Origin of the sequence: Marinobacter sp. (assembly GCF_052094685.1) — a bacterium.
GTDB lineage: Bacteria > Pseudomonadota > Gammaproteobacteria > Pseudomonadales > Oleiphilaceae > Marinobacter.
On the sequence record NZ_JBQDKB010000005.1, the window covers coordinates 15,949 to 36,519 of the forward strand.

Sequence of the window (20,571 nt, forward strand, 5' to 3'; positions counted from 1 at the left end):
CTGAAGGAGAAACGGATGACAGTGTCTGTCCTGGTCGTTGACGATTCAGGGTTCTTTCGCAAACGGCTGACGGAGATATTAACCTCGTCGGGCCAAATCCGTGTGGTGGGTGTGGCTGCCAACGGCCGGGAAGGCGTTGAGCTGGCGGAATCATTACGCCCAGATGTCATTACCATGGATTATGAAATGCCGATTATGGACGGTATTTCGGCTGTGCGCGAAATCATGAAGAAGCACCCTGTACCTGTGCTGATGTTTTCTTCACTCACTTACGAAGGTGCCAGAATTACACTGGATGCACTCGAAGCCGGGGCGGTGGATTTTCTGCCCAAAAATTTCGAGGAAATCGCCCGAGATGGCAGCCAGCTGCAGAAAATCCTGATAGATCGCGTGCTTGATGTCGCGCGGAGTAAGCCGGCCGGTCGTACACCTCCCCCTCCTCGAGCCGCAGCGCCTTCACCATCGCGCCCGGTTGCTACCAAGGTGCCTGTTTCTAGTCGTCCTGCGGCGTCTGCTCGTCAGGCCGCGCAACCGATGCCTGAGGCGCCTCCTAGACGCGCTTCTCGAAAAGGCCCGGCGCGGCATTATGCCGTTGTGGGTATCGGAACTTCTACCGGTGGACCAGTCGCCCTCCAGCGTGTACTGACTGCTTTGCCTGCGTCTTTTCCATCGCCGATAGTGTTGGTTCAGCATATGCCGGCCAGTTTTACGCCAGCTTTTGCGGAGCGACTTAACAAGCTTTGCAATATAGAAGTGAGGCAGGCAGAGGACGGCGACATCCTTCGCCCAGGGCTGGCGTTGCTTGCGCCAGGCGGCAAACAGATGATGGTCGAAAATCGCAGTGGCAAACCCCGGATACGTATACTGCCAGGCGATGAACGGCTGAATTATCGGCCCTGCGTGGATGTTACCTTTGGCTCTCTTGCCCGAGCATACCCTGGTAAAACACTGGGTGTCGTTCTGACCGGCATGGGATCCGATGGCCGGGAAGGTTGCCGGATGATGAAACAGAGTGGTTCGCCAATCTGGTCTCAGGATGAAAAGTCGTCGGTGATTTACGGTATGCCAATGGCGGTTGCAAAGGCCGGCCTTAGTGATGAAGTTCTCTCGCTGGACGAAATAGGCCCGCGCCTGATAGAGGGCGTTTGTTGATGGATGTTCTCAGTCTGCTTGGGGTTGTTCTAGCGTTTGCAGCCATACTTGGCGGCAATCTGCTTGAGGGCGGGGCGTTGAGCTCACTCTTTAATGGCCCTGCGGCAATAATAGTCATTGGTGGCACTCTGGCGGCGACCATTCTTCAGACCTCCTGGCCGGTGCTGAAGCGAGCCTGCGCACAGTCTCGATGGGTGTTTGTTCCACCTTTTATTAGCATTGAAGACGGCATTGGTAAGGTGATCGATTGGAGTGTAAAGGCTCGCGAGCAAGGATTGCTCGGCCTAGAAGGGCTGGCAGAGAAAGAGCCAGAAAACTTCGCCCGTAAAGGTCTGCAGTTGCTGGTGGATGGCGCAGAAACAGAAACCATCCGCAGCATTATGGAAGTTGATCTGGATTGCAGAGAAGAGCGGGATCTTGAATCTGCCCGGGTGTTTGAAGCCATGGGTGGCTACTCACCAACCATTGGTATTATCGGCGCGGTTATGGGGCTAATCCAGGTAATGACCAACCTGGAAGACCCGCAGTCACTCGGCAGCGGCATCGCCACGGCATTTGTCGCGACCATATACGGCGTAGCTCTGGCAAACCTGTTGTTTTTCCCAGTAGCCAATAAAATGCGGGGGCTGGTTAAGGAGCGTTCAAGATACGAAGACATGATGATCGATGGCCTTATCGCCATCGCGGAGGGTGAGAACCCTAAATCCATCGAATTGCGGCTGCGGGGTTTCCTGCAGTAAGCACATCCGGATTCTATTATGCGGCGTCGCAGGCCACCTCAGGACGATTTGCACAACAAAGAACGTTGGCTGATTTCCTATGCGGATTTCATAACGCTGTTATTCGCCTTTTTTGTGGTGATGTACTCAGTCTCGTCGGTAAACGAGGGCAAGTACAAAGTGCTCTCAGAAACGCTTACGGGTGTTTTCAATGCTCCCCAGCGATCTTTTCAGCCTATTGAAGTAGGCGATCAGACTCCGCGCCCTGAGGTTGGGCCCTCAGATGACATCATTCCCCCAGCGGTAACCGAAGCCCCGAGAAACCCGGAGCAGGATATTCGGGAACGTACGGAGGCCCTACGCACCATGGCGGATCAACTGGCCATGGAATTTGATGACCTGATTAACCGTGGGGTGGTTACCCTTGAAACCAACGATCAATGGTTGGCGCTCAACTTACCGGACAGCTTGCTTTTTGGCAGTGGCGACGCTGAGCCGCACTACGATGCGTTTGATGTGATCGACAAAATAGCCAGAGTCCTCAAAAATCGCGATAACGCGTTAAAGGTTGAGGGTTTCACCGATAACCAACCCATTCGTACCTCCCGCTTCCCCTCAAATTGGGAGTTGTCAGCGGCACGGGCAGCGGCGGTTGTGCGGATGTTGGGTATGGATGGCATTGAGCCTGAACGTATGGCTGCCGTGGGGTACGGACAGCACCAGCCTTTGGCCCGCAACGACACCAAAGAAGGGCGCAAACGCAACCGGCGTGTGGTGCTTCTGATTTCCCGCGATGCCAGCGTCCGGGGTGTGATGCGCTGAGGTTATGCTGTCAGTGCAATGGCTGGCACGGTTTCTGTATTACTCCTCCAGGTTTCAATCAGGCGGCAACTGGCTGCCGGTTTTACGGTTCATTTGCGTTCAAGTTGCGCTGGAACTGGCCGATAAACCGGGATGCAGCGGGTTTTAGTGGGTCGCGATAACGTATTTTTCGGAGTGAGCACGTGCGAATCTGGGCAGTAGCCAATCAGAAAGGTGGTGTTGGTAAAACAACTTCGGTGGTCGCCTTGGGCGGCCTACTGGCGGAGCGTGGCAAACGTGTTCTTGTGGTTGATCTTGATCCCCACGGCTCTCTTACCACCTGGTTTGGGTATGATCCGGATACGCTGGCGCACAGTGTGTTTGATCTGTTTCAGCACCAGGGTAAAGTGCCTGAGGGCTTGCCCGCTCAACTTATTACCGAAACCAGTTGCCCGGGAATGTCTTTGCTGCCTGCGAGTACTGCTCTGGCTACGTTGGAACGTCGCATGGTTGGCGTGGAGGGTATGGGGCTCATCGTGTCTCGGGCGCTTACTCAGTTATGGGATGATTTTGACTACGTCATTCTCGACAATACTCCGTCGTTGGGCGTGTTGATGGTCAATGCGCTGGCGGCCGCACAGCATCTGGTTATTCCGGTACAAACCGAGTTTCTCGCCATCAAAGGCCTTGAGCGCATGTTGCATACGTTGCAGATGATCATGCGCTCCCAGAAGAACCAACTGCCTTACACCATCGTGCCCACAATGTTTGATCGGCGTACTCAGGCTTCCGTAAAGAGCCTAAACCTGCTGCGCAAAACCTATCAGGACAACCTGTGGAAGTTTGCTGTGCCTGTGGATACCAAATTCCGCGACGCCAGTCAGTCTGGGGTTATTCCGTCAAAGCTGGATGCGCAGACTCATGGTGTTCGGGCGTATCGACATTTGCTGGACGAGTTGTTGGAGCGAACAGGTGCATTGAAGGGGCGTCAGCATGGCTGACGAAAAATTGACAAAGCTCGCAGATCCGGCAACCGCCATTGCCAGTTACCTAGACGAATTGCTTCATACGGCAACGGATACAGCTTTGCGTGAAGATATTCGAGAGCCGGCGCCCCCATTGGAGGCGCCGGTTGAAGCTTTGCAAGCTCAAGAAACTGTGGCTTCGGTGCCAGAACCAACAGTAGAGCCGGCGCCGGAAACACCGCTATTGCGCCCAGAATGGTCGGAGCGGCCGTTTGAATGTTTGATTTTTACTGTCGCCGGTCTGCAGTTAGCGGTTCCTCTTGTGTTACTGGGTGCTATACACCGGATAGAAGATGGTATTCGGCCTATTCCCGGTAGCCCTCGCTGGTACATGGGCATTCGCCCGGCCGTTCATCAGAATCTGAGAGTGGTGGATACGGCCGAATGGATCATGGCTGGAAGAGTGCCAGCCGGCGCCCGTGACAACTACCGGTTTGTTATTCGCTTGGATAACAGTGAATGGGGCCTGGCCTGCGACGATGTCGCTCAGTCGTTTACCCTAAGCCCGGGGGACGTGCGCTGGCGCACGGCCCGAAGTAAGCGGCCGTGGTTGGCGGGAACGGTGATTGAGCAGATGTGTGCCCTGTTGGATGTACGCACCATGGCAGACCTGCTGGTGCGCGCCGAGCGAGAGCAACACCTGGATCTGAACTGACCGGTCAGTTCGGTTACGGAATGAAACCGTGCTGTACTGGCACGGTTTGTGCCCTTAATTATAGTATTGGGCACTGACGATGTTTTTTTGACGATCAGGTTGCCCGCCGGGCGGCCGAATAGGAGAGACAGGCTATGGCATCCCCGAGCGGACAGCAAAATCAGGCCCAGGACGATCAGGTACTGCAGTATGTGACGTTCCGGCTGGATAACGAGACCTATGGTCTGAATGTTATGCAGATCCAGGAAGTACTGAGATACACGGAAATTGCGCCAGTGCCAGGCGCTCCGGATTATGTGCTTGGTATTATAAATTTGCGGGGCAACGTGGTGACGGTTATCGACACTCGTCGCCGTTTCGGGTTAGCGGACGCAGATATTACGGACGCCACCCGGATTGTAGTGATGGAATCTGCCGATCAAGTGATGGGTATTCTGGTGGATTCCGTGGCCGAGGTTGTGTACCTGAAAGCCAGTGAAATTGAGACTGCACCGAATGTGGGTAACGAGGAAAGTGCCAAGTTTATCCAGGGTGTGTGTAACAAAGATGGTGAACTGATCATATTGGTCGAGTTCGACAAAATGCTGACAGACCACGAATGGGCTGAAATCGCAGGGCTATAAACCGGAGCCATACCGGCCGAGCCTGATGATGGATGCCTCCCGTGGCTAATAACCGGAGACGTTCATCATGTTTGCTGAAATTCCTTCCTATATCCCTTGGGCCTTGACCGCTGCAGCAATTTCGCTCGTTTTCGCCCAGTGCCTTATGCTCGGGCGCCAGAACAAGCAACTCAAGAGCATGCTCAAAGAGCGTTGTGACACCCTCGGCCGGGAGTTGCATGCCACGGCTAGCGGCAGTATGGGTGTAGGTCAGCGCCTTGTGGTTTGCGAACGACAACTGCATGAACTGCGCACAACCATGGATGAGATGCGCCAAAATGATCCTTTGCGCATCTCCTACGACGAAGCATCGCGGCTGGTTGATCTAGGTGCAGATATAGACGATCTCATGAATACGTGCGGAATATCTCGTCCCGAGGCCGAGCTGGTATCGGCACTGAAAAAGCGCCAAGCAGCCTAAAGCCGCTCGGCGCTTTTCAGGTGTCATCGGAGTGGCTGCCGGCGTCTTCGGGCGTTCGGCCGCGGATGTGAAACGCGAAGGCTAGAATTTCAGCAATAACCCGATAGAGGTTTTCGGGTATTTCATCGTTCAGGGATAAGCGTGCAAGAATGCCCGCCAGCTCTGCGTTTTCATACAGGGGCACATTGTGCTCTCTGGCGATCCTGATGATCTCATCTGCCAGTTCGTAAGTGCCTGTGGCCGTAATGGTTGGGGCCTTTTCACCGTCGTATTTAAGTGCGACCGCGGCGCTTGAAGGCTCACCTTCGTTTTGTCCTTTCATGCTCGGGTATCCACCAGTCTGTGCTCCAGCTTTGTTGTCGGGTATGAGGGGCTGCCCCGGCGGCATTCGAGATCAGTCACTTCCAGACCCAAGTCCGTAAGGCTACGCCTTAGCAGCGGCAACTCTTCGTTAACCTGCTTCAACGTATCTTGTTTTTCTGCCCACACCCGTGCGCTCACTTCCTCGTGGCGCAGGGAGACTTCAAAATTCAGCGCACCGGCTAACTCCAGATCAATGGCAAGATTAAGGCGCCATTCGCTGACGGCGGCTCTTTTGTCGCTCCGGTCTTTCGATGCGGATTCTTCTTTGTGCTGCTCTATGCGAACTTGTGCCACCCGCGGCTCATTTTGAGGCGTCACCCAAGGCAAGTCCATGAGCATGGTAGAGGCGGGTGCAGGTGTCTCGCCCCCAGCTCTTGCGGTCAATATTTGGCTGTGTAACTGGTTTACCGTAATTCGGTTCAGCATGCCGGCTAACATTCGCAATGTTTGGCCTGCCGAGGTGGGATCGGAGCTACTGGCAGGTGGCGATAATGCCAAGGCTTGTGGGAACTGCAGCGGTGCCTGAACCAGGCCGGGGCTCGCTAAGGGGGTGAGTCGGTTGAACAAGGTTGCAGGGTCGCCGCCTTGTTCTGTTAATAGGCTGGTAATCATACGGCCAATAGCAAGCTTGAGGTCGGGCAGGGTAGCAGAGGGTGTCTGAGCCAAACGGGATTCCGCGAACAGCCCGCTTTCCGCTACCCATTGACGGATTTGCTGGACCGTATTGCTCTGGGTGCCAGCGCCGGGCGCTAAGACATTGCTGGCCGGCAGCCTGGCAAGCAGCGATTGCAGAGCTTGTCGCGCTGCCTCTGGCAATGGCTGCGGGCTTCGGCTTGCGGGTAGCTGTCCGGGGGTCAATTCGGGAATCATGCCTCGGTTCAATGCCGTCATTAGCTTTGCCAAGCCGCTATCCAGGCTTTGTTGCCAAGGCATGCGCTGGGCCAATGCCTGGGAGATGGCAGCTTCTGGCGTGGCAGCCAGCTTGCCCATCAGGTGCAGTTCATTGCCAGCCCGCATTATTTTTACCCAATCACCTCGAGTCAGTTCCGTCGCGCCGATGGCCGCGTTTACCTGAAGCGGTTTGCCTCGCACATCTAGCAAAATCTCTGCGTTGCCACTGCCTTGGCGGTTAATGACTTCTGCCACTCGGGCCAGAGCGGTTTCCCGGTTAGCGAGTTGCAGTTGGTTCAGCTGCTGTCTCGCAGACAAGGCTGCGGTTTCACGGGATGGTTGCGTGGCTTCATGAGTTTTCCCCGGCTGAGAGGTGATCGGTGCCGGTGGAGTGGAAGACTGTTGGCCGCTGGGTAGTTTCATCGTTGCTGACTTGATACCAGACAAGAGTAATCTGTAGACGCTTTCGTTATAATACGCCGCGCCGGCAACTATTGTCGTGAATACACTCGATGCGATTTGCGCATCGTCCTGATTACGGGGCCCTGATGTCCGAGCCGTTACCCTTGATTCCCGAGCCATTACTACAGGCTGTTAACCTGCAGTGTGAGCGGGACAAGCGGATACTTTTCCGTGAGTTATCCTTTTCCATACTGCCCGGTACGGTCACCCGTGTCGAGGGGCCAAATGGCTCTGGCAAAACGACTCTGCTAAGAATGTTGGCTGGTCTGAACGATGCGTGGACAGGCGAGCTTATGTGGTGCGGGTCCCCGATAGCCAGTCAACGGGAAGCATTTCTTCGGAACATGCTTTATATCGGTCATCGCCCGGGTATCAAACCCCTGCTAACCCCCATGGAAAATCTCCGGGCCTTGATGGCTGGTCGCAGGCCTGTGTCTGATGCGGTTTTCCGCCAAGCTCTGCAAGGTACGGGCCTGGCGGGGTTTGAAAATGTACCCTGTCGCAATCTGTCTGCAGGCCAGCAACGCAGAGTTGCGTTGGCCCGTTTGTTGATCGCTGATGAACCCCTCTGGTTGCTCGATGAAGTATTTACCGCTATTGACGCAGACGGTGTGCAAGCACTCGAGTCTCTCTTGCAACAGCGTGCTGCCGAAGGTGGCGCAGTATTGGTTACCACTCACCATGACCTGGCATTGCCGGGCATGCATAAACTGATTCTTGGCGCCGGAGGCTCAATTGATGAACGCTGAAGCCCGCCCGGCCGTTCGGCTAGCCAGCAGCGGTGTAGGGGCGCTGACCGCCATGAAAGGCGTTTTTGCGCGAGATATGAAAGTTGCATTCCGGCAGAAGCAAGATCTGCTTAATCCGCTGCTGTTTTTTATTATGGTTGTTACCCTGTTTCCTCTTGGGGTCAGCCCGGAAGTATCATTCCTGAGCGAGGCGGGGGCAGGTATTCTTTGGGTAGCGGCGTTGCTTTCTGTGTTGCTGTCGCTAGATCATCTGTTTCGCCATGATTTTGACGACGGCACTTTAGAGCAGCTCGTGCTTCAGCCGCAGCCTCTGTTTTTGTTGATTCTGGCAAAAACCCTGGCCCACTGGATGCTAACCGGGCTGCCTTTGGTGGTGCTTACGCCGGTTCTTGGCGTAATGGTGCATCTTGACGGGAACTCTATCGCTGTTTTGTGTCTAACTCTGTTGATTGGTACGCCGGTACTGAGTCTGATTGGCGCCATTGGCGCCGCGCTAACCCTGGGGTTACGATCGGCAGGTGTGCTCTTGTCCCTGCTTATCATTCCACTGTACATTCCTGTGCTGATTTTCGGCACGGGCACAGTTGCGGCCGCAGCAGAGGGCGCACCCGTAGGGGCCTACTTGGCTTTAATGGGCGCATTTTTGATGCTCGCACTGACACTGGCACCGTTTGCAGCGGCAGCAGCGTTAAGAATTAGCTTGTCGAACGGGTAAAAAAAGTAAACGGTAGGACGGTAACCAACTGATGTGGCAAATTTTTCACAAACTGGGTTCTCCCAAATGGTTTTTCGGGATTTCCACCCGGTTCATGCCTTGGCTTCTGGCGGGAGGCGTGCTGCTGCTTTTGGCGGGGGCTATCTGGGGGCTTGCGTTTGCACCTAAGGATTACCTTCAGGGTAACAGCTATAGGATTATCTTTATTCATGTTCCGGCGGCATTTTTGGCTCAGTCCATATACATCATGATGGCGTCTGCGGCCGTTGTGACACTGGTATGGCGAATGAAACTGGCCGACGTTTTCGTAAAGGCTGTGGCGCCGGTGGGGTTGGTTCTTACGTTTCTGGCGCTGTTCACCGGCGCAGTTTGGGGTAAGCCAACCTGGGGCACTTGGTGGATCTGGGATGCCCGGTTGACCTCTATGCTGATCCTGCTGTTTTTGTATGGCGGTGTTATTGCTTTGGATCGCGCCATTAATGACGAAAAGTCTGCCGCCCGCGCGGTTGCCGTGCTGGTGCTGGTGGGGGTAGTGAATATCCCCATTATCAAATACTCCGTGGAATGGTGGAATACACTGCACCAGCCTGCGACGTTCAAACTCACAGAAAAACCGTCTATGCCGGCGGAAATGTGGGTGCCTTTGCTGCTGTCCGTGCTGGGTCTGTACCTGATTTTTGGCTGGCTATCCTGTGTTCGCATGCAAACAGAAATTCTATCCCGGGAGCAGCGCACCCGCTGGGTAAAAGAACTCGTAATGAAGGGAAGGGTCTGATTTATGGCATTTGATTCCTTTTCGGCGTTTATAGTCATGGAAGGCCATGGGCCCTATGTTTGGGCCTGTTACGCTGTGTTTTCCGTATTGCTGGTGGCGATGATGATCTGGTCCGTGCGGGCTAGAAAAGCCGCTATTGAATCTTGCCGTCGCGGTTATGAGTTTCAGGTTGAGAAGAGTAAAGTGGCGTCGACCCCGACATCTTCTGCCTCATTCGCGCGCGTAAACGTTTCCCAAGACTGACTAACAGGTATGTAAATGCACCCGATCCGTAAAAAGCGGCTGACCATTGTTCTGTTTCTACTGGTAGGGCTCTCCGTTGCAGTGGCACTGACAACTTATGCGCTGCGCCAGAACATTAATCTGTTTTACGATCCCAGCCAGATTTTGGCCGGCGAGGCACCCGTTGAAGTGCGGATACGGGCCGGCGGAATGGTCGAAGAAGGCTCAGTTATGCGAGATCCGGCCAGCCTGAAAGTAGAGTTCCGAGTAACCGACTTCAATGCCTCGGTTCCTGTTGAGTACGTGGGTATCCTGCCGGATCTGTTTGCCGAAGGGCAGGGTATTGTGGCCATGGGCCGACTCAACAACGAAGGCCGTTTTGTTGCGGACCAAGTTCTGGCCAAACACGATGAAAACTACATGCCGCCAGAGGTTTCCGACGCCCTTGAAAAGGCCTCAAGAAATCAGAGTAAGGCAGCCAGTGAAAGCGCTGAGCCTGTAACCTATTAAACCCATCACAATCAACAGCCTGATTCCTGGAGAGCTTTGATGTATCCCGAACTCGGACAGCTTGCACTGATACTCGCACTGCTGCTTGCAGTGCTTCTTTCAGTTGTACCCCTTGTGGGCTCACTCACCGGCCGGGACAACCTTCAGGCGTTTGCGCGGCCGCTGGCTGCGGGCATGTTTGTGTTCGTGGGATTGGCGTTTGCCTTGCTTGCCCACGCATTTTTAACCGACGATTTCTCAGTTGCCTACGTTGCCAACAACAGCAACAGCATGCTGCCTTGGTACTACAAGTTCAGCGCTGTATGGGGTGGCCACGAAGGCTCCCTTCTGCTTTGGATACTGATGCTGACTGGGTGGACCATGGCCGTGGCCGTTTTCAGCCGGAGGTTGCCGGCCGTGATGATTTCACAGGTGCTGTCGGTTCTCGGCATGGTTAGTGTCGGGTTCATGCTCTTTATTGTGGTTACGTCTAATCCGTTTGATCGTTTGTTGCCTAATGTGCCGGCTGACGGTGCAGACTTGAACCCGCTTCTGCAGGACTTTGGGTTGATCGTTCACCCGCCTATGCTCTATATGGGTTATGTCGGCTTCGCAGTGGCCTTTGCTTTTGCTATTGCAGCATTGATTAACGGCCGTCTGGATGCCGCGTGGGCCAGATGGTCAAGGCCTTGGACAACCGTTGCTTGGTCATTTCTCTCTGTGGGCATTGCCCTCGGAAGCTGGTGGGCGTACTACGAGCTTGGTTGGGGCGGCTGGTGGTTCTGGGATCCGGTTGAGAACGCTTCTTTATTGCCATGGCTGTCTGGGACGGCTCTGATGCACTCATTGGCGGTGACAGAAAAACGTGGTGTCTTCAAAAGCTGGACAGTACTGCTGGCAATTGTCACCTTCTCGCTCAGCCTCCTGGGTACCTTCTTGGTTCGCTCCGGTGTGCTTACCTCGGTTCATGCTTTTGCATCTGACCCTGAGCGCGGCACCTTCCTGCTGGCACTTATGGCATTCACTGTTATAGCAAGCCTGGTACTTTACGCGTTCAGAGCGCCGGTTGTTCATGTACGCTCACGCTACGGCTCGCTGTCCCGGGAAATATTTTTGCTGCTGAACAACGTATTGCTGGTCTCCGCAACGCTGCTGGTAGCGGTTGGTACCCTGTACCCGTTGGTTCTTGATTTCTTTGAACTGGGAAAAATCTCTATCGGCGAACCGTTCTTCAATCTTACCTTTAGCCCGCTTGCAGTGGCGGCCGCTCTTTTGCTTGGTGTCGGCACCTTTTCCCGTTGGAAGAAAACCGACGCCGGTTGGCTGGCGCGCAAGCTCTTGTGGCCGCTTGCGATAAGCGTGCTGATTAGCACAGCCGTCATGGTTGGTTATGGCGGGTTCACACCCTGGGCCTTCCTTGGCGTGTTTGCGGCGGTTTGGATAACCACGGCAACGTTCTGGGATCTGCGGGATAAGTCCTCGTCTAAAAAAGGGCGTATGCATGGCCTCAGGCGCCAGTCCCGCAGTTACTACGGCATGGTCCTTGGCCATCTTGGTTTGGCCCTCACCATCGCCGGCGCAACCGTTGTATCCAATTATGGCATTGAGCGCGATGTGCGCATGGTGCCTGGTGATATCGCAGAAGTGGGCGACTATCAATTCGTCTTTAAGGGTATCGGTGAGCGCCAAGGCAAGAACTTCACGGCCCAGTACGGCAGTTTTGATGTCATGCGAGACGGGAAGCTTGTTGCCGATCTGCACCCTGAAAAACGCCAGTATGCGGTTGGAATGAGCGTTATGACCGAAGCAGACATTGATGGCGGCCTGTTCCGAGATATCTTTGTTGCCGTTGGCGAAAGAATCTCTGATAACGCTTGGGCTATCAGGCTTCAATATAAACCACTGATCCGCTGGCTCTGGCTGGGGGCCTTGTTTATGGCTGCCGGTGGCTTCTTGGCCATATCAGATCGCCGTTATCGGATTCGTGAGCGGGCTACTGAGCGCTCAACGCCCTCAACACACGTGCCGCCGGCACAAAAAGATGCTCAAGACCCTGCTGGAGCTGTTTCATGAAACGCTTTCTGCTGTTCTTGCCCTTGCTGCTGGCCGTCATAGTAGGGGTTGTTCTGTTCAAGGGTATTGGTAAGGATCCGACAAAGCTCGATTCTGCGTTGGTAGGCAAGCAGGTTCCCGCATTCAGCCTCAAGGATTTGAATGCGCCTGAAAAGGCTCTGGATGAGAGCCTGTTCCAGGGTGAGATTACCCTGCTGAACGTGTGGGGCACCTGGTGTCCTGCATGTCGGGATGAACATGAGGACCTGATGTGGCTTGCTCGAGAAAAAAACGTGACGATCATTGGGTTGAACTACAAAGATAACCGCGACGATGCTTTGGTCTGGCTAGACCGGCTAGGCGACCCATACCGCACGGTTATCTATGACCCAAGAGGCACTCTGGGGTTTGATTTGGGCGTTTACGGTGCACCGGAAACCTTCGTAGTTGATGCAGCGGGTGTGGTGCGTTATCGCCATGTGGGCGTTGTGAATGCACAGGTGTGGGAGCAAGTTTTGTTGCCAGTGATTAACGAAGCACGGGAGAACGGTTGATGCTCCGTATTCTATGTTTCTTTATGGCGATGATGGCATCTGGATTGTCCGTTGCCGATGTGGCGGCAGTTTACGATTTTGAAAGTCGCAGTGAAGAGCAGCGCTATCAGAACCTTATCGCTGAATTGCGATGCCCCAAGTGTCAGAACCAGAACATTGCAGATTCAAACTCGCCTATTTCCAAAGATATGAGAAATGCTGTTTACCAAATGATGTTGGATGGCGATAGCAACGACGAAATAGTCGACTCTTTGGTCAGTCGCTTTGGTGAGTTTGTGAAGTATAAGCCTGATTTCGACAGCCGTACCTTCATGCTTTGGGCAACGCCTGCCATTGCAGTTTTGGGCGGCTTTCTGTTGGTGGTTGGCGTGGTTGTTCGCTCCCGCAGGGCAGGCTCGGCCACGCCGGAACTGAGCGCTGAAGAGCGGGCCCGGATTGATAAAATGCTTGCGGAACGGAATCAGCACGGCAAAGGCTGATCTGCACGCAGAGCAAACGCCTGGCTTGGCAGCGACATGCACCGCTTTATTCATTTTGAACCTGTGACGATATCTCCATGACCGAAACCTTTTGGATTGCCGCAACGGTACTGATCATTTTTGCCTTGGGGTTTGTACTCTACCCTGTGATGTTCCATCGTCGGGGTGCCCGACAGCAGACCGACCTTCGAAACCAAAACCTGATGGCCTATCGCAGCCGGATGAGCGAGCTGGAAAAAGAGCACCAGTCAGGCATTATTGATAAAGAAGCCTACCAACAACTCCGGGACGAACTTGCTGGCGCCATGCTGGACGATGTGCCGGAAAACGAAGCCCCCCAAAAAACCTTACCCGGCCGCAAGTCTGCTATGGCAGTGGCTCTGATTTCAATACTGCTGATCCCTGCGGCCACCGTCTTGCTTTATGAAGAGTGGGGCGCGATGGAAAGCGTTGAGTCCTTCATTGCCATGCAAGAGCTGGGCACCTCCGATGGAGCCCGTGAAGCTCAAATGAACGAGCTTACCGCGCAGTTGCGTACGCGGCTTGAAGCCAGCCCCGATAACCCAGACGGTTGGGCCATGCTTGGCCAGACTTATATGCGCTTAGAGCGGCACGAAGACGCTGCCTGGGCATTTCGCAAACTGGCTGATGCCGTTAGCTCAGATGATGGATCCCGTGCTGTCGCTTTGGGCTTGGCTGCTCAAGCACAGTTTTTCCGAAGTAAAGGTGCCATGACTGAGAAGGTAACATCTGCTATTGAAGAGGCGAGGGCGTTGAACCCTGATGAGGTGAATTCGCTTGGGTTGCTGGGTATTCATTCGTTCAGTCAGGGCAACTACCGCGAGGCAATCGACTACTGGGAGCGTGTCCAGACGGTCGCGCCTGATCACCCGCAGTTGGCTTCGATTCAGGGCGGTATAAATGAGGCGTACACGCGCCTTGGGGAACAGCCTCCAGCAGCGAATGAAGCTGTGGCGTCACAGGCTGGCGGTGTGGGCGTAACCGTTCGAGTGACTCTTGATGAGGCATTCCAGAAGGACATCCCCGCAGACACCACGCTATTCCTGTTTGCCCGTGCCGCCAATGTAAAAACCGGGCCGCCCTTGGCCGTGGTCAAACTAACCGCTGGTGATCTGCCCGTTGAGATCCGGTTGGACGATAGCCATGCTATGGCGCCGCAAGCAGTGATATCTGGCGTAGAGAAAGTGGTTGTCACAGCGCGCTTGACACGCTCAGGCAATATCAATGCTCAGTCGGGTGATTGGCAGGGCAGCACAGATTCCCCCATTGCCGTTTCCGAAGATCAAGATGCGCCTGCTGCACTGGTTATAGACAAGCAGCTGATCGACTGAGCTGTCCATCGGCTTGCCCCCTTACCCCGACACCGAGAGTTTGCCGGGGTAGAGCGGCGGCAAACCCGCTTCTGAAGATGCGCTTTCCATTCTACCCCGGGCTTGTTTGAGCGCCTGGGTCAATTCGCGGCCATTCCACCCATCGTTTCCGCTCTCTTCCCTTGCATGATCGCGGCTGAATAGGTGCCCCTGCAGTTTGCTGAGTTCCGTTTCCAGGTTAGATTCCGGGAATGTCCGGAAAACGTCCCTTGCTGAGCAAAAGCCGTGGCCAGGAAGGCGTGCATTGGCCCAGCTTACAAACAGCCCCGGCGTGGAAGCACGGCCTTCCTTTGCAGCATTAAGTAGTAGCTCGAATGCCGCTTGCTCGTTCCCAGCTCCTGATGATTCGATGTTGGCTGGTGATGGGGAGGGCATTTTACGGGTTCGCCACCAAGCCAACATGGTTAGTATCCAGATGCCAGCCAGCGCAAGACTGACCCATTGCCAGAACTGTCCGTTGTCGGTTTTATCCATGGCGCTGGCAATGTTTTTGTCACGGCTGGTTTCCGGTGGAGTGCTCTGGCTATCTGGTGAACTTGCCACGGGCACAGCCGCGTTATTCTCACCACTTGCACTGATCACGTTCAGAGTTTGCGCGGGAATAAGGGCTACTTTTTCGCTATTGGATTCCGTATCCCACCAGGGGATGCGAATCGCTGGCAACGTGAGTTTACCCGCTTCCACTGGAACCAGCGCTCTGGTCTGGGTAAGGGTTGACGTGAGCCCATCGGGACCGACATTGGTGTCCCGTTGAGGTGTCTCAGGATAAATGCGAAGCCCGTCTGGCACAGATTCAGGTAAGGGCGGCAGGGCCTCTGAGGGCAATCCGGTGGCCTGCAGGCTCAGTGTGCGAGTGAGATTGTCTCCGGTTTCCAGGTTCAATGTTGGCGGCATGCCCGTCTCAGCCAACGTCAGGCTGGTTGCCGGGAGCCAGGTTGAGCCGCTGAACTGTGCAGGTACATCATTCACCTGCACCTCAAACAACTGTGCGCTGTCCCGCAAAAACTTAAGTGAGCCGTCTGCAGCCCTGGCTTGGCCTTCAAATCGGATGGCTGGCAGGTTCAATGTGCCAGGCTTTTGTGGAAACAACGCATAACGTCGTTCCACCACCCGGTACCGCACACCATCGCGAAGGCGCGAAGATTCCTGCTGCTTGCCCAGGGTTTCTATGATGGCATTGGGGTGTTGAGGGTCGGACAGTTCACCGCGAATAAGGTTGCCTCGAAAAAACAGCCGCACAGTGAGAATGAGCTGTTCCTGAACATAGACTTCCGCCTTGTCGGCGGTCAGTTCTATAAAACTGTCCCGGTTTGCGTTCTCGTCACCTGGAGGGTTGCCGTCTACTACCTCTATGGTTACCGGGCTGGATGCGGAATCTTGAAAGGTAAGGGCAGGGATAGTGAGCTCCCCGGTTGATTTGGGTGAAAGCTGGTAGGTCCAGATTATTTCGCCCACCATTTCGCCGTTTACGGTGTGAATGCTGTAGCGCTGATTACGGGCCAGTATGTCGAAGTCGGGAGACACCTTTTCAATATCCGGTGCAGGCAGGCTAGAAATATCAAAATCGAAAATATTGCTCAGGCTAATGTCAATCTTTGTGCTGCCTTTGACGGTGAGTGTCAAAACATCGCCTTCGTACAGCTGGGTTTTGTCGGGCTCAGCGGTGAGCTCACCCGCAAGGGCAGGTAGCCAGAGAATCATCAACGCCGCCAAAACCACCAGCCGGATTGTCGGAATGATCAGCGGTTTTACCATGGTGTATCGCCTTTATCGGATGGTGTCTGGCGTTCCTGATATTGTTGCAGGAATTTCCTTTGCAAAAGACCGCCAGGATTATCAGGAATTCGTCGCAGTGATTGTTCCTGGCTTTGGGTCAAAGGTGTTTCGGATACCGGGGTTGGTGTTTGAGCCTTTTCGCTGCTAGGTTCCGCTCCGGTGGCGTTCGAATCGCCGCTTTGAGATGCATCTTCGGATGACTCTTGGCCGGATTCTTCCTGATCGCCGCTTTGCCCCTGTTCTTGGGGCTGCTCAGGTTCTCCGTCAGAATTTTGAGGGCTTTGTGAGCCATCCTGGCTCTGGTTTTCCCCAGAGGATTCGGAATCGTCACTTTGCTGCTGACCGTTACCCCCGGATGAATCCGAATCGCTTTGATCGCCCTCATCTTGATCACCGTCGTCTTGATCGTCACCATCCTGATCCTGGCTGGAATTCTCTTCCTGTTTTTTAAGTAGGTCTTCCACCAGTTGCCGGTTTACCCGGGCGTCTTCCAACTCCGGGTTGCGATTTAGAGCGCTGTCGTAGGCTTTAAGCGCTTCTTCTAATTTATCGGCCCGGGCGAGGGCGTTGCCTCGATTGTAATCGGCCAGAGCCGACTCCGTTGCGCTGAAGACATTGGCGGCTTCTTCATAACGCTCAGCTTTGTAGAGCGCGGAGCCCCGCCATTCTGGCGACTTGAGTAACTCCGCGGCTGCGCTGGCATCTTGCTTAATCAGTTCTGCAGCCCTTTGATCCTCGCGCTGCCAGAGGCTGCCCCAATCCATGGCTGCAGCCGGCTGAGGTATCGCGGGTAACAGAATCAACGCCATGGCGGTAAAGGCCCCCCGGCGCCAGCCCAGAAGCAAAAGCGGCAGTGCTAGCCATAACAGCCAGTAACCGTCGTCCTTCCAGCGGTTTATGGTGAGCCCGCTGTCTGCGTCCTGCCATTCATCTGATTCCTCGGGGCTGAGGCTAAGGCTGGTTATGTCGCTGTCATCCAGTGTTAGTTCATGACTTGTCCCGCCATTGGTTCGGGCAAGCTCTGCAAGCATGTCGGGGTCGGTGCGCACTATGACAATACTGCCGCCGTCTCGAATAAAGCCACGCCGGGCAAGTGGAATAGGGCCGCCATCACGGGTGCCTGCCGCCAAAGTGCTTAGGGTAAAACCGGTACTCGTTAGCGCCTCGCTGATAGGCACTGTGTAGCGATCTGACACGCCATCGGTAATCAACAGAATGCGACCCTTGCCCGGAGCGCCCTGTTCCAGAAGGGTGCGGGCTTTTGCTACAGCCAGGTCAGAGCGATTGCCTTGAACCGGCATGATGACTGGGTCGAGCACATTAAGCATGCCCGTGAGCGTGCTGCTGTCGTCAGTTAATGGGGTCACCACGTGGGCATCTCCCGAATACACCACCAATCCGGTGAGGCCACCTTCACGGATTGCGAGAATATCGCGGATCTTACGCTTTGCCCGGGTAAGGCGATCTGGCTCAAGATCCGTTGCCAGCATGGATAACGACAGGTCGAGCACAATCACCAGACTGTCTCCTGGCTTTTTCAGGGGCGTAGGTGCCTCACGCCAAGCAGGCCCAGCAAGGGCTACCGCTAGGATAACAACTGCGCTGATTGCTGGAAAAAGTCTTGATCCTGATTTCTTTGAAGCGCCACCGTAGCGACGGATTACCGGAGATAAAAGCTGCTCAGGAATCAGGCTAGACCAGCCGCTGTCGCCAGAGCCTTTGCGCTTCAGTACTAGATAAAGTACCGGCACCATCAATAACAGCAGAAGCCAGAGCGGGCGCAGGAAGTGAAAATCAGCCATGATTCACGCTCCTACCTGAGTGTTGGCGAGCCCGGATGAACTTGCCCATGGGACGCAGGACAAGGAAAAGACTCAACCAGAGAGCCGCCGCCATGCCTGTTGGCCAGAAAAACAGATCGGTAACTGGCCGATAGAATTTGCCATCCAGCTCAATAGGTTCAAGTTTGTTTATGGTTTCATAAATCAGCTCCAGCTCCGGTAAGCTGCGGGCGCGAAAATATTCGCCGCCGGTTTGTTGGGCCATTCGGGTTAGCAGGTTTTCATCGAGATCTCTGGAAGGGTTTACCCGGCGGGAACCAAGCATCCCTCGCTGGATCATGGAATCGGCACCTATGCCAATGGTGTAGAGGCGAACACCGGCAGCGGCTGCTATTTCAGTTGCCTTGTCTGGCGTGATTTGGCCAGCAGTGTTGGCGCCGTCTGTGAGTAGTACCACCACCCGCTGCTGCTGGGGTCTGTCTCTTAATCGCTTGGTGGCTAGGCCAACGGCATCGCCGATGGCGGTTGCCCGTCCGGCCATGCCGATGCCTGATTCTTGCAAAAGTGTCTCAAGGGTTTCGAGATCGAATGTCAGGGGCGCTTGAACGTAGGGTTCTGTGCCGAATAATATGAGGCCGAGCCGGTCACCCTCCCGGCGGGCAATGAATTCGTTCAGGACTCTTTTAACGGCCTGTAAGCGGTTAATACTGCGGCTATGAATAACCATGTCCCGCTCTTCCATGCTGGGCGAAATATCCACAACCAGCATGAGGTCGCGCCCAGATACGGGCATCTGAACCTGCTCGCCCACATGCTGCGGCCGTGCCAGTGCCAGCACCAATAACACCCAGGCCAGTAATAGCAGCAGAGTTTGCCAGCGAGGCACGGCATTGCCTTGGCGAGAAACGCCGGGCAGATCTGAAAGCCAGTGGCCAACAGGGAAAACCGGAGCATCCGCGGTATGTGCAGTGGGCTTTTTCCACTGTAGCAGCAGGGGCACCAAAATCAGCAGCAGGGCCCAAGGGTAGGCTAGGCTCAGCATTTTTGTGCCTCCAGCCAGGTACGAGCAAAACCCAAAGCCTGTGCAGGTTCAGCGCTTGGCACCGGCTGCCAAGCGCTGTTTACCAGCGCATCCACAACCGGTTGCTGTGTCATTTGGTCATCGGGTAGATGGCGTAACAAGTAGGCGGCCCATTGTTCGCCCGATTGTGCTTCAGGGTGTTCGTTCGGGTAGCGCTCCCGCGCTACTCGTTTGAGCAGCGTATTCAGTTGCGTAAACCATTGTGGCTCTTTCGCGGCCGTACGTTCGAGGTCTGCCAGCTCAGCTTTTGCCAGTCTCAGCCAACGGTTACGGTGGTGGCGACGATGCACCAGCCAAACCAGTGCCGCGACGCAAGCAAGGAGCACAAACGCCAGAATCCACCAGCCAGGCGCCGGCGGCCAAAAGCCTCCAGCTTGTGGTAAGTGAATATCTCGAAGTTGGCTAAGAGGATCGTCGGGCATCATCCGATTCGACCTCCGGGCCCAAGTATGGATTTAAGGCTCACCGCCGGTGCTTCTCGGGTTGAAACATCGGTTGCGTGGACACCAGACAAACGAAAGCACTCTTCAAGCGCGGCTTCGTGATGGCTGATCTTTTCGCGCCACGCTTTTTGAAAGCGGTTGTTAGATGCATCAAACCACACCGGGCCTTCTTCTCCGGCAATGGCGAAACGACCGCTTTGGGGAAGCTCTTGTTCCAGCGGGTCAACAACCCTTAGCGCGCTAACGCTATTGTGGCGGGCAAGCGCTCCCAGCAACGACGTGGTGTTGTTCGATAAGCTAAGGAAATCGCTGATTACAAAGATACGGCTGCCGGTATGGGCAACTCTTCGTGCTTCCGCAAGAGCCATATCAAGGGTAGTTTCTGATGCCGAGCCATCGATCGATGCGCGTTGCTGGCTGGCCAGAGTATCCAACAGCCGCAGTACGGATTTTTTGCGCCTTGCCGGGCGTTGAACTGACAAAGTGTTGCCGTTAAAGACAATACCGCCTACCTGATCGCCTGCCGACAGCGAGAGCCACGCAAGAATGGCCGCAAGCTGAGCACAGCGCACTTGCTTGAAGGCACCGGCACTGGCAAAGAAAAGCGTGGGACCTAGGTCGCACAGCAGCAGTACTGGGCGTTCTCGTTCTTCTTCGTAGAGCTTGGTGTGGGGGGCTTGGCGCCGGGCGGTTACACGCCAGTCAATGCTGCGGATATCGTCGCCTGGCTGATACAGCCGTACTTCAGCAAACGCCATTCCTCGCCCGCGCTGGGACGAGTGCTGTAGACCGGCCTGCCGTGCTCGCGCCGGGCGCGCTGATGGCAGTTTCAGCGCCCTGGCATCAGCCTGCAGGCGAATAAGTGCCTGCAGGCTGATGCGGGTTATTGCATCGCTGTCGGTTACATCCATGT

23 protein-coding genes are annotated in these 20,571 nt (G+C 55.0%); 16 read left to right on the plus strand and 7 right to left on the minus strand.

Annotated features, from left to right (window positions below; translation table 11 throughout):
- The first annotated feature begins 15 nt into the window (after nucleotides 1-15).
- From ACTH3S_RS01980 to ACTH3S_RS02010, 7 genes are all read left to right on the plus strand, one after another.
- Nucleotides 16-1,152, plus strand: coding sequence for a protein-glutamate methylesterase/protein-glutamine glutaminase (locus tag ACTH3S_RS01980; RefSeq protein ID WP_441807344.1), 1,137 nt, complete (start codon nucleotides 16-18; stop codon nucleotides 1,150-1,152).
- A complete protein-coding gene (locus tag ACTH3S_RS01985) occupies nucleotides 1,152-1,892 on the plus strand; it encodes a flagellar motor protein (protein WP_441807345.1) in 741 nt (246 codons plus the stop codon). Before ACTH3S_RS01980 ends, ACTH3S_RS01985 begins: the two co-directional genes overlap by 1 nt.
- A gap of 18 nt (nucleotides 1,893-1,910) precedes the next feature.
- Nucleotides 1,911-2,693 carry a flagellar motor protein MotD gene (gene motD / locus ACTH3S_RS01990; RefSeq protein WP_441807346.1) on the plus strand — a complete coding sequence of 261 codons (783 nt, stop codon included), beginning with the start codon at nucleotides 1,911-1,913 and terminating at the stop codon, nucleotides 2,691-2,693.
- A gap of 182 nt (nucleotides 2,694-2,875) precedes the next feature.
- Nucleotides 2,876-3,673 carry a ParA family protein gene (locus ACTH3S_RS01995; protein WP_441807347.1) on the plus strand — a complete coding sequence of 266 codons (798 nt, stop codon included), beginning with the start codon at nucleotides 2,876-2,878 and terminating at the stop codon, nucleotides 3,671-3,673.
- On the plus strand, nucleotides 3,666-4,352 hold the full coding sequence (locus ACTH3S_RS02000) for a chemotaxis protein CheW (RefSeq protein WP_441807348.1): 687 nt from the start codon (nucleotides 3,666-3,668) through the stop codon (nucleotides 4,350-4,352). The genes ACTH3S_RS01995 and ACTH3S_RS02000 overlap by 8 nt, the downstream gene beginning before the upstream one ends.
- A gap of 134 nt (nucleotides 4,353-4,486) precedes the next feature.
- On the plus strand, nucleotides 4,487-4,975 hold the full coding sequence (locus tag ACTH3S_RS02005; RefSeq protein ID WP_096275348.1) for a chemotaxis protein CheW: 489 nt from the start codon (nucleotides 4,487-4,489) through the stop codon (nucleotides 4,973-4,975).
- A gap of 67 nt (nucleotides 4,976-5,042) precedes the next feature.
- On the plus strand, nucleotides 5,043-5,435 hold the full coding sequence (locus ACTH3S_RS02010; RefSeq protein ID WP_441807349.1) for a DUF2802 domain-containing protein: 393 nt from the start codon (nucleotides 5,043-5,045) through the stop codon (nucleotides 5,433-5,435).
- A 16-nt stretch (nucleotides 5,436-5,451) separates the two neighbouring features.
- Here the strand turns inward: ACTH3S_RS02010 and ACTH3S_RS02015 are convergent, their stop codons facing one another.
- On the minus strand, nucleotides 5,452-5,757 hold the full coding sequence (locus ACTH3S_RS02015) for an EscU/YscU/HrcU family type III secretion system export apparatus switch protein (RefSeq protein ID WP_441807350.1): 306 nt from the start codon (nucleotides 5,755-5,757) through the stop codon (nucleotides 5,452-5,454).
- Complete coding sequence (fliK, locus tag ACTH3S_RS02020) at nucleotides 5,754-7,112, minus strand: flagellar hook-length control protein FliK (protein ID WP_441807351.1); 1,359 nt, start codon at nucleotides 7,110-7,112, stop codon at nucleotides 5,754-5,756. Before fliK ends, ACTH3S_RS02015 begins: the two co-directional genes overlap by 4 nt.
- Nucleotides 7,113-7,258: 146 nt before the next feature.
- Between fliK and ccmA the strand changes: the two genes are divergently transcribed.
- The 9 genes from ccmA (at nucleotide 7,259) to ccmI (ending at nucleotide 14,538) form a co-directional block, all read left to right on the plus strand.
- Complete coding sequence (gene ccmA, locus ACTH3S_RS02025) at nucleotides 7,259-7,900, plus strand: cytochrome c biogenesis heme-transporting ATPase CcmA (protein ID WP_441807400.1); 642 nt, start codon at nucleotides 7,259-7,261, stop codon at nucleotides 7,898-7,900.
- On the plus strand, nucleotides 7,890-8,615 hold the full coding sequence (gene ccmB, locus ACTH3S_RS02030) for a heme exporter protein CcmB (protein WP_441807352.1): 726 nt from the start codon (nucleotides 7,890-7,892) through the stop codon (nucleotides 8,613-8,615). The genes ccmA and ccmB overlap by 11 nt, the downstream gene beginning before the upstream one ends.
- Before the next feature lie 31 nt (nucleotides 8,616-8,646).
- The gene (gene ccmC, locus ACTH3S_RS02035) at nucleotides 8,647-9,390 is read left to right on the plus strand and encodes a heme ABC transporter permease CcmC (protein WP_441807353.1); all 744 of its coding nucleotides are present in this window, start codon (nucleotides 8,647-8,649) and stop codon (nucleotides 9,388-9,390) included.
- A gap of 3 nt (nucleotides 9,391-9,393) precedes the next feature.
- Nucleotides 9,394-9,633 (plus strand): heme exporter protein CcmD, encoded by a 240-nt coding sequence (gene ccmD / locus ACTH3S_RS02040; RefSeq protein ID WP_441807354.1) that lies wholly within the window; start codon nucleotides 9,394-9,396, stop codon nucleotides 9,631-9,633.
- 15 nt (nucleotides 9,634-9,648) lie between these two features.
- Complete coding sequence (gene ccmE, locus ACTH3S_RS02045; protein WP_441807355.1) at nucleotides 9,649-10,122, plus strand: cytochrome c maturation protein CcmE; 474 nt, start codon at nucleotides 9,649-9,651, stop codon at nucleotides 10,120-10,122.
- A gap of 39 nt (nucleotides 10,123-10,161) precedes the next feature.
- A complete protein-coding gene (locus tag ACTH3S_RS02050) occupies nucleotides 10,162-12,174 on the plus strand; it encodes a heme lyase CcmF/NrfE family subunit (RefSeq protein WP_441807356.1) in 2,013 nt (670 codons plus the stop codon).
- Complete coding sequence (locus ACTH3S_RS02055; RefSeq protein ID WP_441807357.1) at nucleotides 12,171-12,707, plus strand: DsbE family thiol:disulfide interchange protein; 537 nt, start codon at nucleotides 12,171-12,173, stop codon at nucleotides 12,705-12,707. The genes ACTH3S_RS02050 and ACTH3S_RS02055 overlap by 4 nt, the downstream gene beginning before the upstream one ends.
- On the plus strand, nucleotides 12,707-13,186 hold the full coding sequence (locus tag ACTH3S_RS02060) for a cytochrome c-type biogenesis protein (RefSeq protein ID WP_441807358.1): 480 nt from the start codon (nucleotides 12,707-12,709) through the stop codon (nucleotides 13,184-13,186). The genes ACTH3S_RS02055 and ACTH3S_RS02060 overlap by 1 nt, the downstream gene beginning before the upstream one ends.
- A 77-nt stretch (nucleotides 13,187-13,263) precedes the next feature.
- Nucleotides 13,264-14,538 (plus strand): c-type cytochrome biogenesis protein CcmI, encoded by a 1,275-nt coding sequence (gene ccmI, locus ACTH3S_RS02065; RefSeq protein WP_441807359.1) that lies wholly within the window; start codon nucleotides 13,264-13,266, stop codon nucleotides 14,536-14,538.
- 21 nt (nucleotides 14,539-14,559) lie between these two features.
- Here the strand turns inward: ccmI and ACTH3S_RS02070 are convergent, their stop codons facing one another.
- From ACTH3S_RS02070 to ACTH3S_RS02090, 5 genes are read right to left on the minus strand one after another with little or no spacing between them, the layout of a single operon-like run.
- A complete protein-coding gene (locus tag ACTH3S_RS02070) occupies nucleotides 14,560-16,332 on the minus strand; it encodes a BatD family protein (RefSeq protein ID WP_441807360.1) in 1,773 nt (590 codons plus the stop codon).
- A complete protein-coding gene (locus ACTH3S_RS02075) occupies nucleotides 16,326-18,155 on the minus strand; it encodes a VWA domain-containing protein (RefSeq protein WP_441807361.1) in 1,830 nt (609 codons plus the stop codon). The genes ACTH3S_RS02070 and ACTH3S_RS02075 overlap by 7 nt, the downstream gene beginning before the upstream one ends.
- Entirely contained in the window at nucleotides 18,148-19,176 is a 1,029-nt protein-coding gene (locus ACTH3S_RS02080; protein WP_441807362.1) for a vWA domain-containing protein, read from the minus strand. Before ACTH3S_RS02080 ends, ACTH3S_RS02075 begins: the two co-directional genes overlap by 8 nt.
- A complete protein-coding gene (locus ACTH3S_RS02085; RefSeq protein ID WP_441807363.1) occupies nucleotides 19,170-19,640 on the minus strand; it encodes a DUF4381 domain-containing protein in 471 nt (156 codons plus the stop codon). The genes ACTH3S_RS02080 and ACTH3S_RS02085 overlap by 7 nt, the downstream gene beginning before the upstream one ends.
- Nucleotides 19,637-20,569 (minus strand): DUF58 domain-containing protein, encoded by a 933-nt coding sequence (locus tag ACTH3S_RS02090; protein WP_441807364.1) that lies wholly within the window; start codon nucleotides 20,567-20,569, stop codon nucleotides 19,637-19,639. Before ACTH3S_RS02090 ends, ACTH3S_RS02085 begins: the two co-directional genes overlap by 4 nt.
- Nucleotides 20,570-20,571 lie beyond the last annotated feature (2 nt).

Excerpts from the sequence above, each read along its gene's own strand:
- ACTH3S_RS01980 (WP_441807344.1), top strand. The coding sequence starts at position 16 with ATGACAGTGTCTGTCCTGGTCGTTGACGATTCAGGGTTCTTTCGCAAA.
- ACTH3S_RS01985 (WP_441807345.1), top strand. The coding sequence starts at position 1,152 with ATGGATGTTCTCAGTCTGCTTGGGGTTGTTCTAGCGTTTGCAGCCATA.
- motD (WP_441807346.1), top strand. The coding sequence starts at position 1,911 with ATGCGGCGTCGCAGGCCACCTCAGGACGATTTGCACAACAAAGAACGT.
- ACTH3S_RS02000 (WP_441807348.1), top strand. The coding sequence starts at position 3,666 with ATGGCTGACGAAAAATTGACAAAGCTCGCAGATCCGGCAACCGCCATT.
- ACTH3S_RS02005 (WP_096275348.1), top strand. The coding sequence starts at position 4,487 with ATGGCATCCCCGAGCGGACAGCAAAATCAGGCCCAGGACGATCAGGTA.
- ACTH3S_RS02010 (WP_441807349.1), top strand. The coding sequence starts at position 5,043 with ATGTTTGCTGAAATTCCTTCCTATATCCCTTGGGCCTTGACCGCTGCA.
- ACTH3S_RS02015 (WP_441807350.1), bottom strand. The coding sequence starts at position 5,757 with ATGAAAGGACAAAACGAAGGTGAGCCTTCAAGCGCCGCGGTCGCACTT.
- fliK (WP_441807351.1), bottom strand. The coding sequence starts at position 7,112 with ATGAAACTACCCAGCGGCCAACAGTCTTCCACTCCACCGGCACCGATC.
- ccmB (WP_441807352.1), top strand. The coding sequence starts at position 7,890 with ATGAACGCTGAAGCCCGCCCGGCCGTTCGGCTAGCCAGCAGCGGTGTA.
- ccmC (WP_441807353.1), top strand. The coding sequence starts at position 8,647 with ATGTGGCAAATTTTTCACAAACTGGGTTCTCCCAAATGGTTTTTCGGG.
- ccmD (WP_441807354.1), top strand. The coding sequence starts at position 9,394 with ATGGCATTTGATTCCTTTTCGGCGTTTATAGTCATGGAAGGCCATGGG.
- ccmE (WP_441807355.1), top strand. The coding sequence starts at position 9,649 with ATGCACCCGATCCGTAAAAAGCGGCTGACCATTGTTCTGTTTCTACTG.
- ACTH3S_RS02050 (WP_441807356.1), top strand. The coding sequence starts at position 10,162 with ATGTATCCCGAACTCGGACAGCTTGCACTGATACTCGCACTGCTGCTT.
- ACTH3S_RS02055 (WP_441807357.1), top strand. The coding sequence starts at position 12,171 with ATGAAACGCTTTCTGCTGTTCTTGCCCTTGCTGCTGGCCGTCATAGTA.
- ACTH3S_RS02060 (WP_441807358.1), top strand. The coding sequence starts at position 12,707 with ATGCTCCGTATTCTATGTTTCTTTATGGCGATGATGGCATCTGGATTG.
- ccmI (WP_441807359.1), top strand. The coding sequence starts at position 13,264 with ATGACCGAAACCTTTTGGATTGCCGCAACGGTACTGATCATTTTTGCC.
- ACTH3S_RS02070 (WP_441807360.1), bottom strand. The coding sequence starts at position 16,332 with ATGGTAAAACCGCTGATCATTCCGACAATCCGGCTGGTGGTTTTGGCG.
- ACTH3S_RS02075 (WP_441807361.1), bottom strand. The coding sequence starts at position 18,155 with ATGGCTGATTTTCACTTCCTGCGCCCGCTCTGGCTTCTGCTGTTATTG.
- ACTH3S_RS02080 (WP_441807362.1), bottom strand. The coding sequence starts at position 19,176 with ATGCTGAGCCTAGCCTACCCTTGGGCCCTGCTGCTGATTTTGGTGCCC.
- ACTH3S_RS02085 (WP_441807363.1), bottom strand. The coding sequence starts at position 19,640 with ATGATGCCCGACGATCCTCTTAGCCAACTTCGAGATATTCACTTACCA.
- ACTH3S_RS02090 (WP_441807364.1), bottom strand. The coding sequence starts at position 20,569 with ATGGATGTAACCGACAGCGATGCAATAACCCGCATCAGCCTGCAGGCA.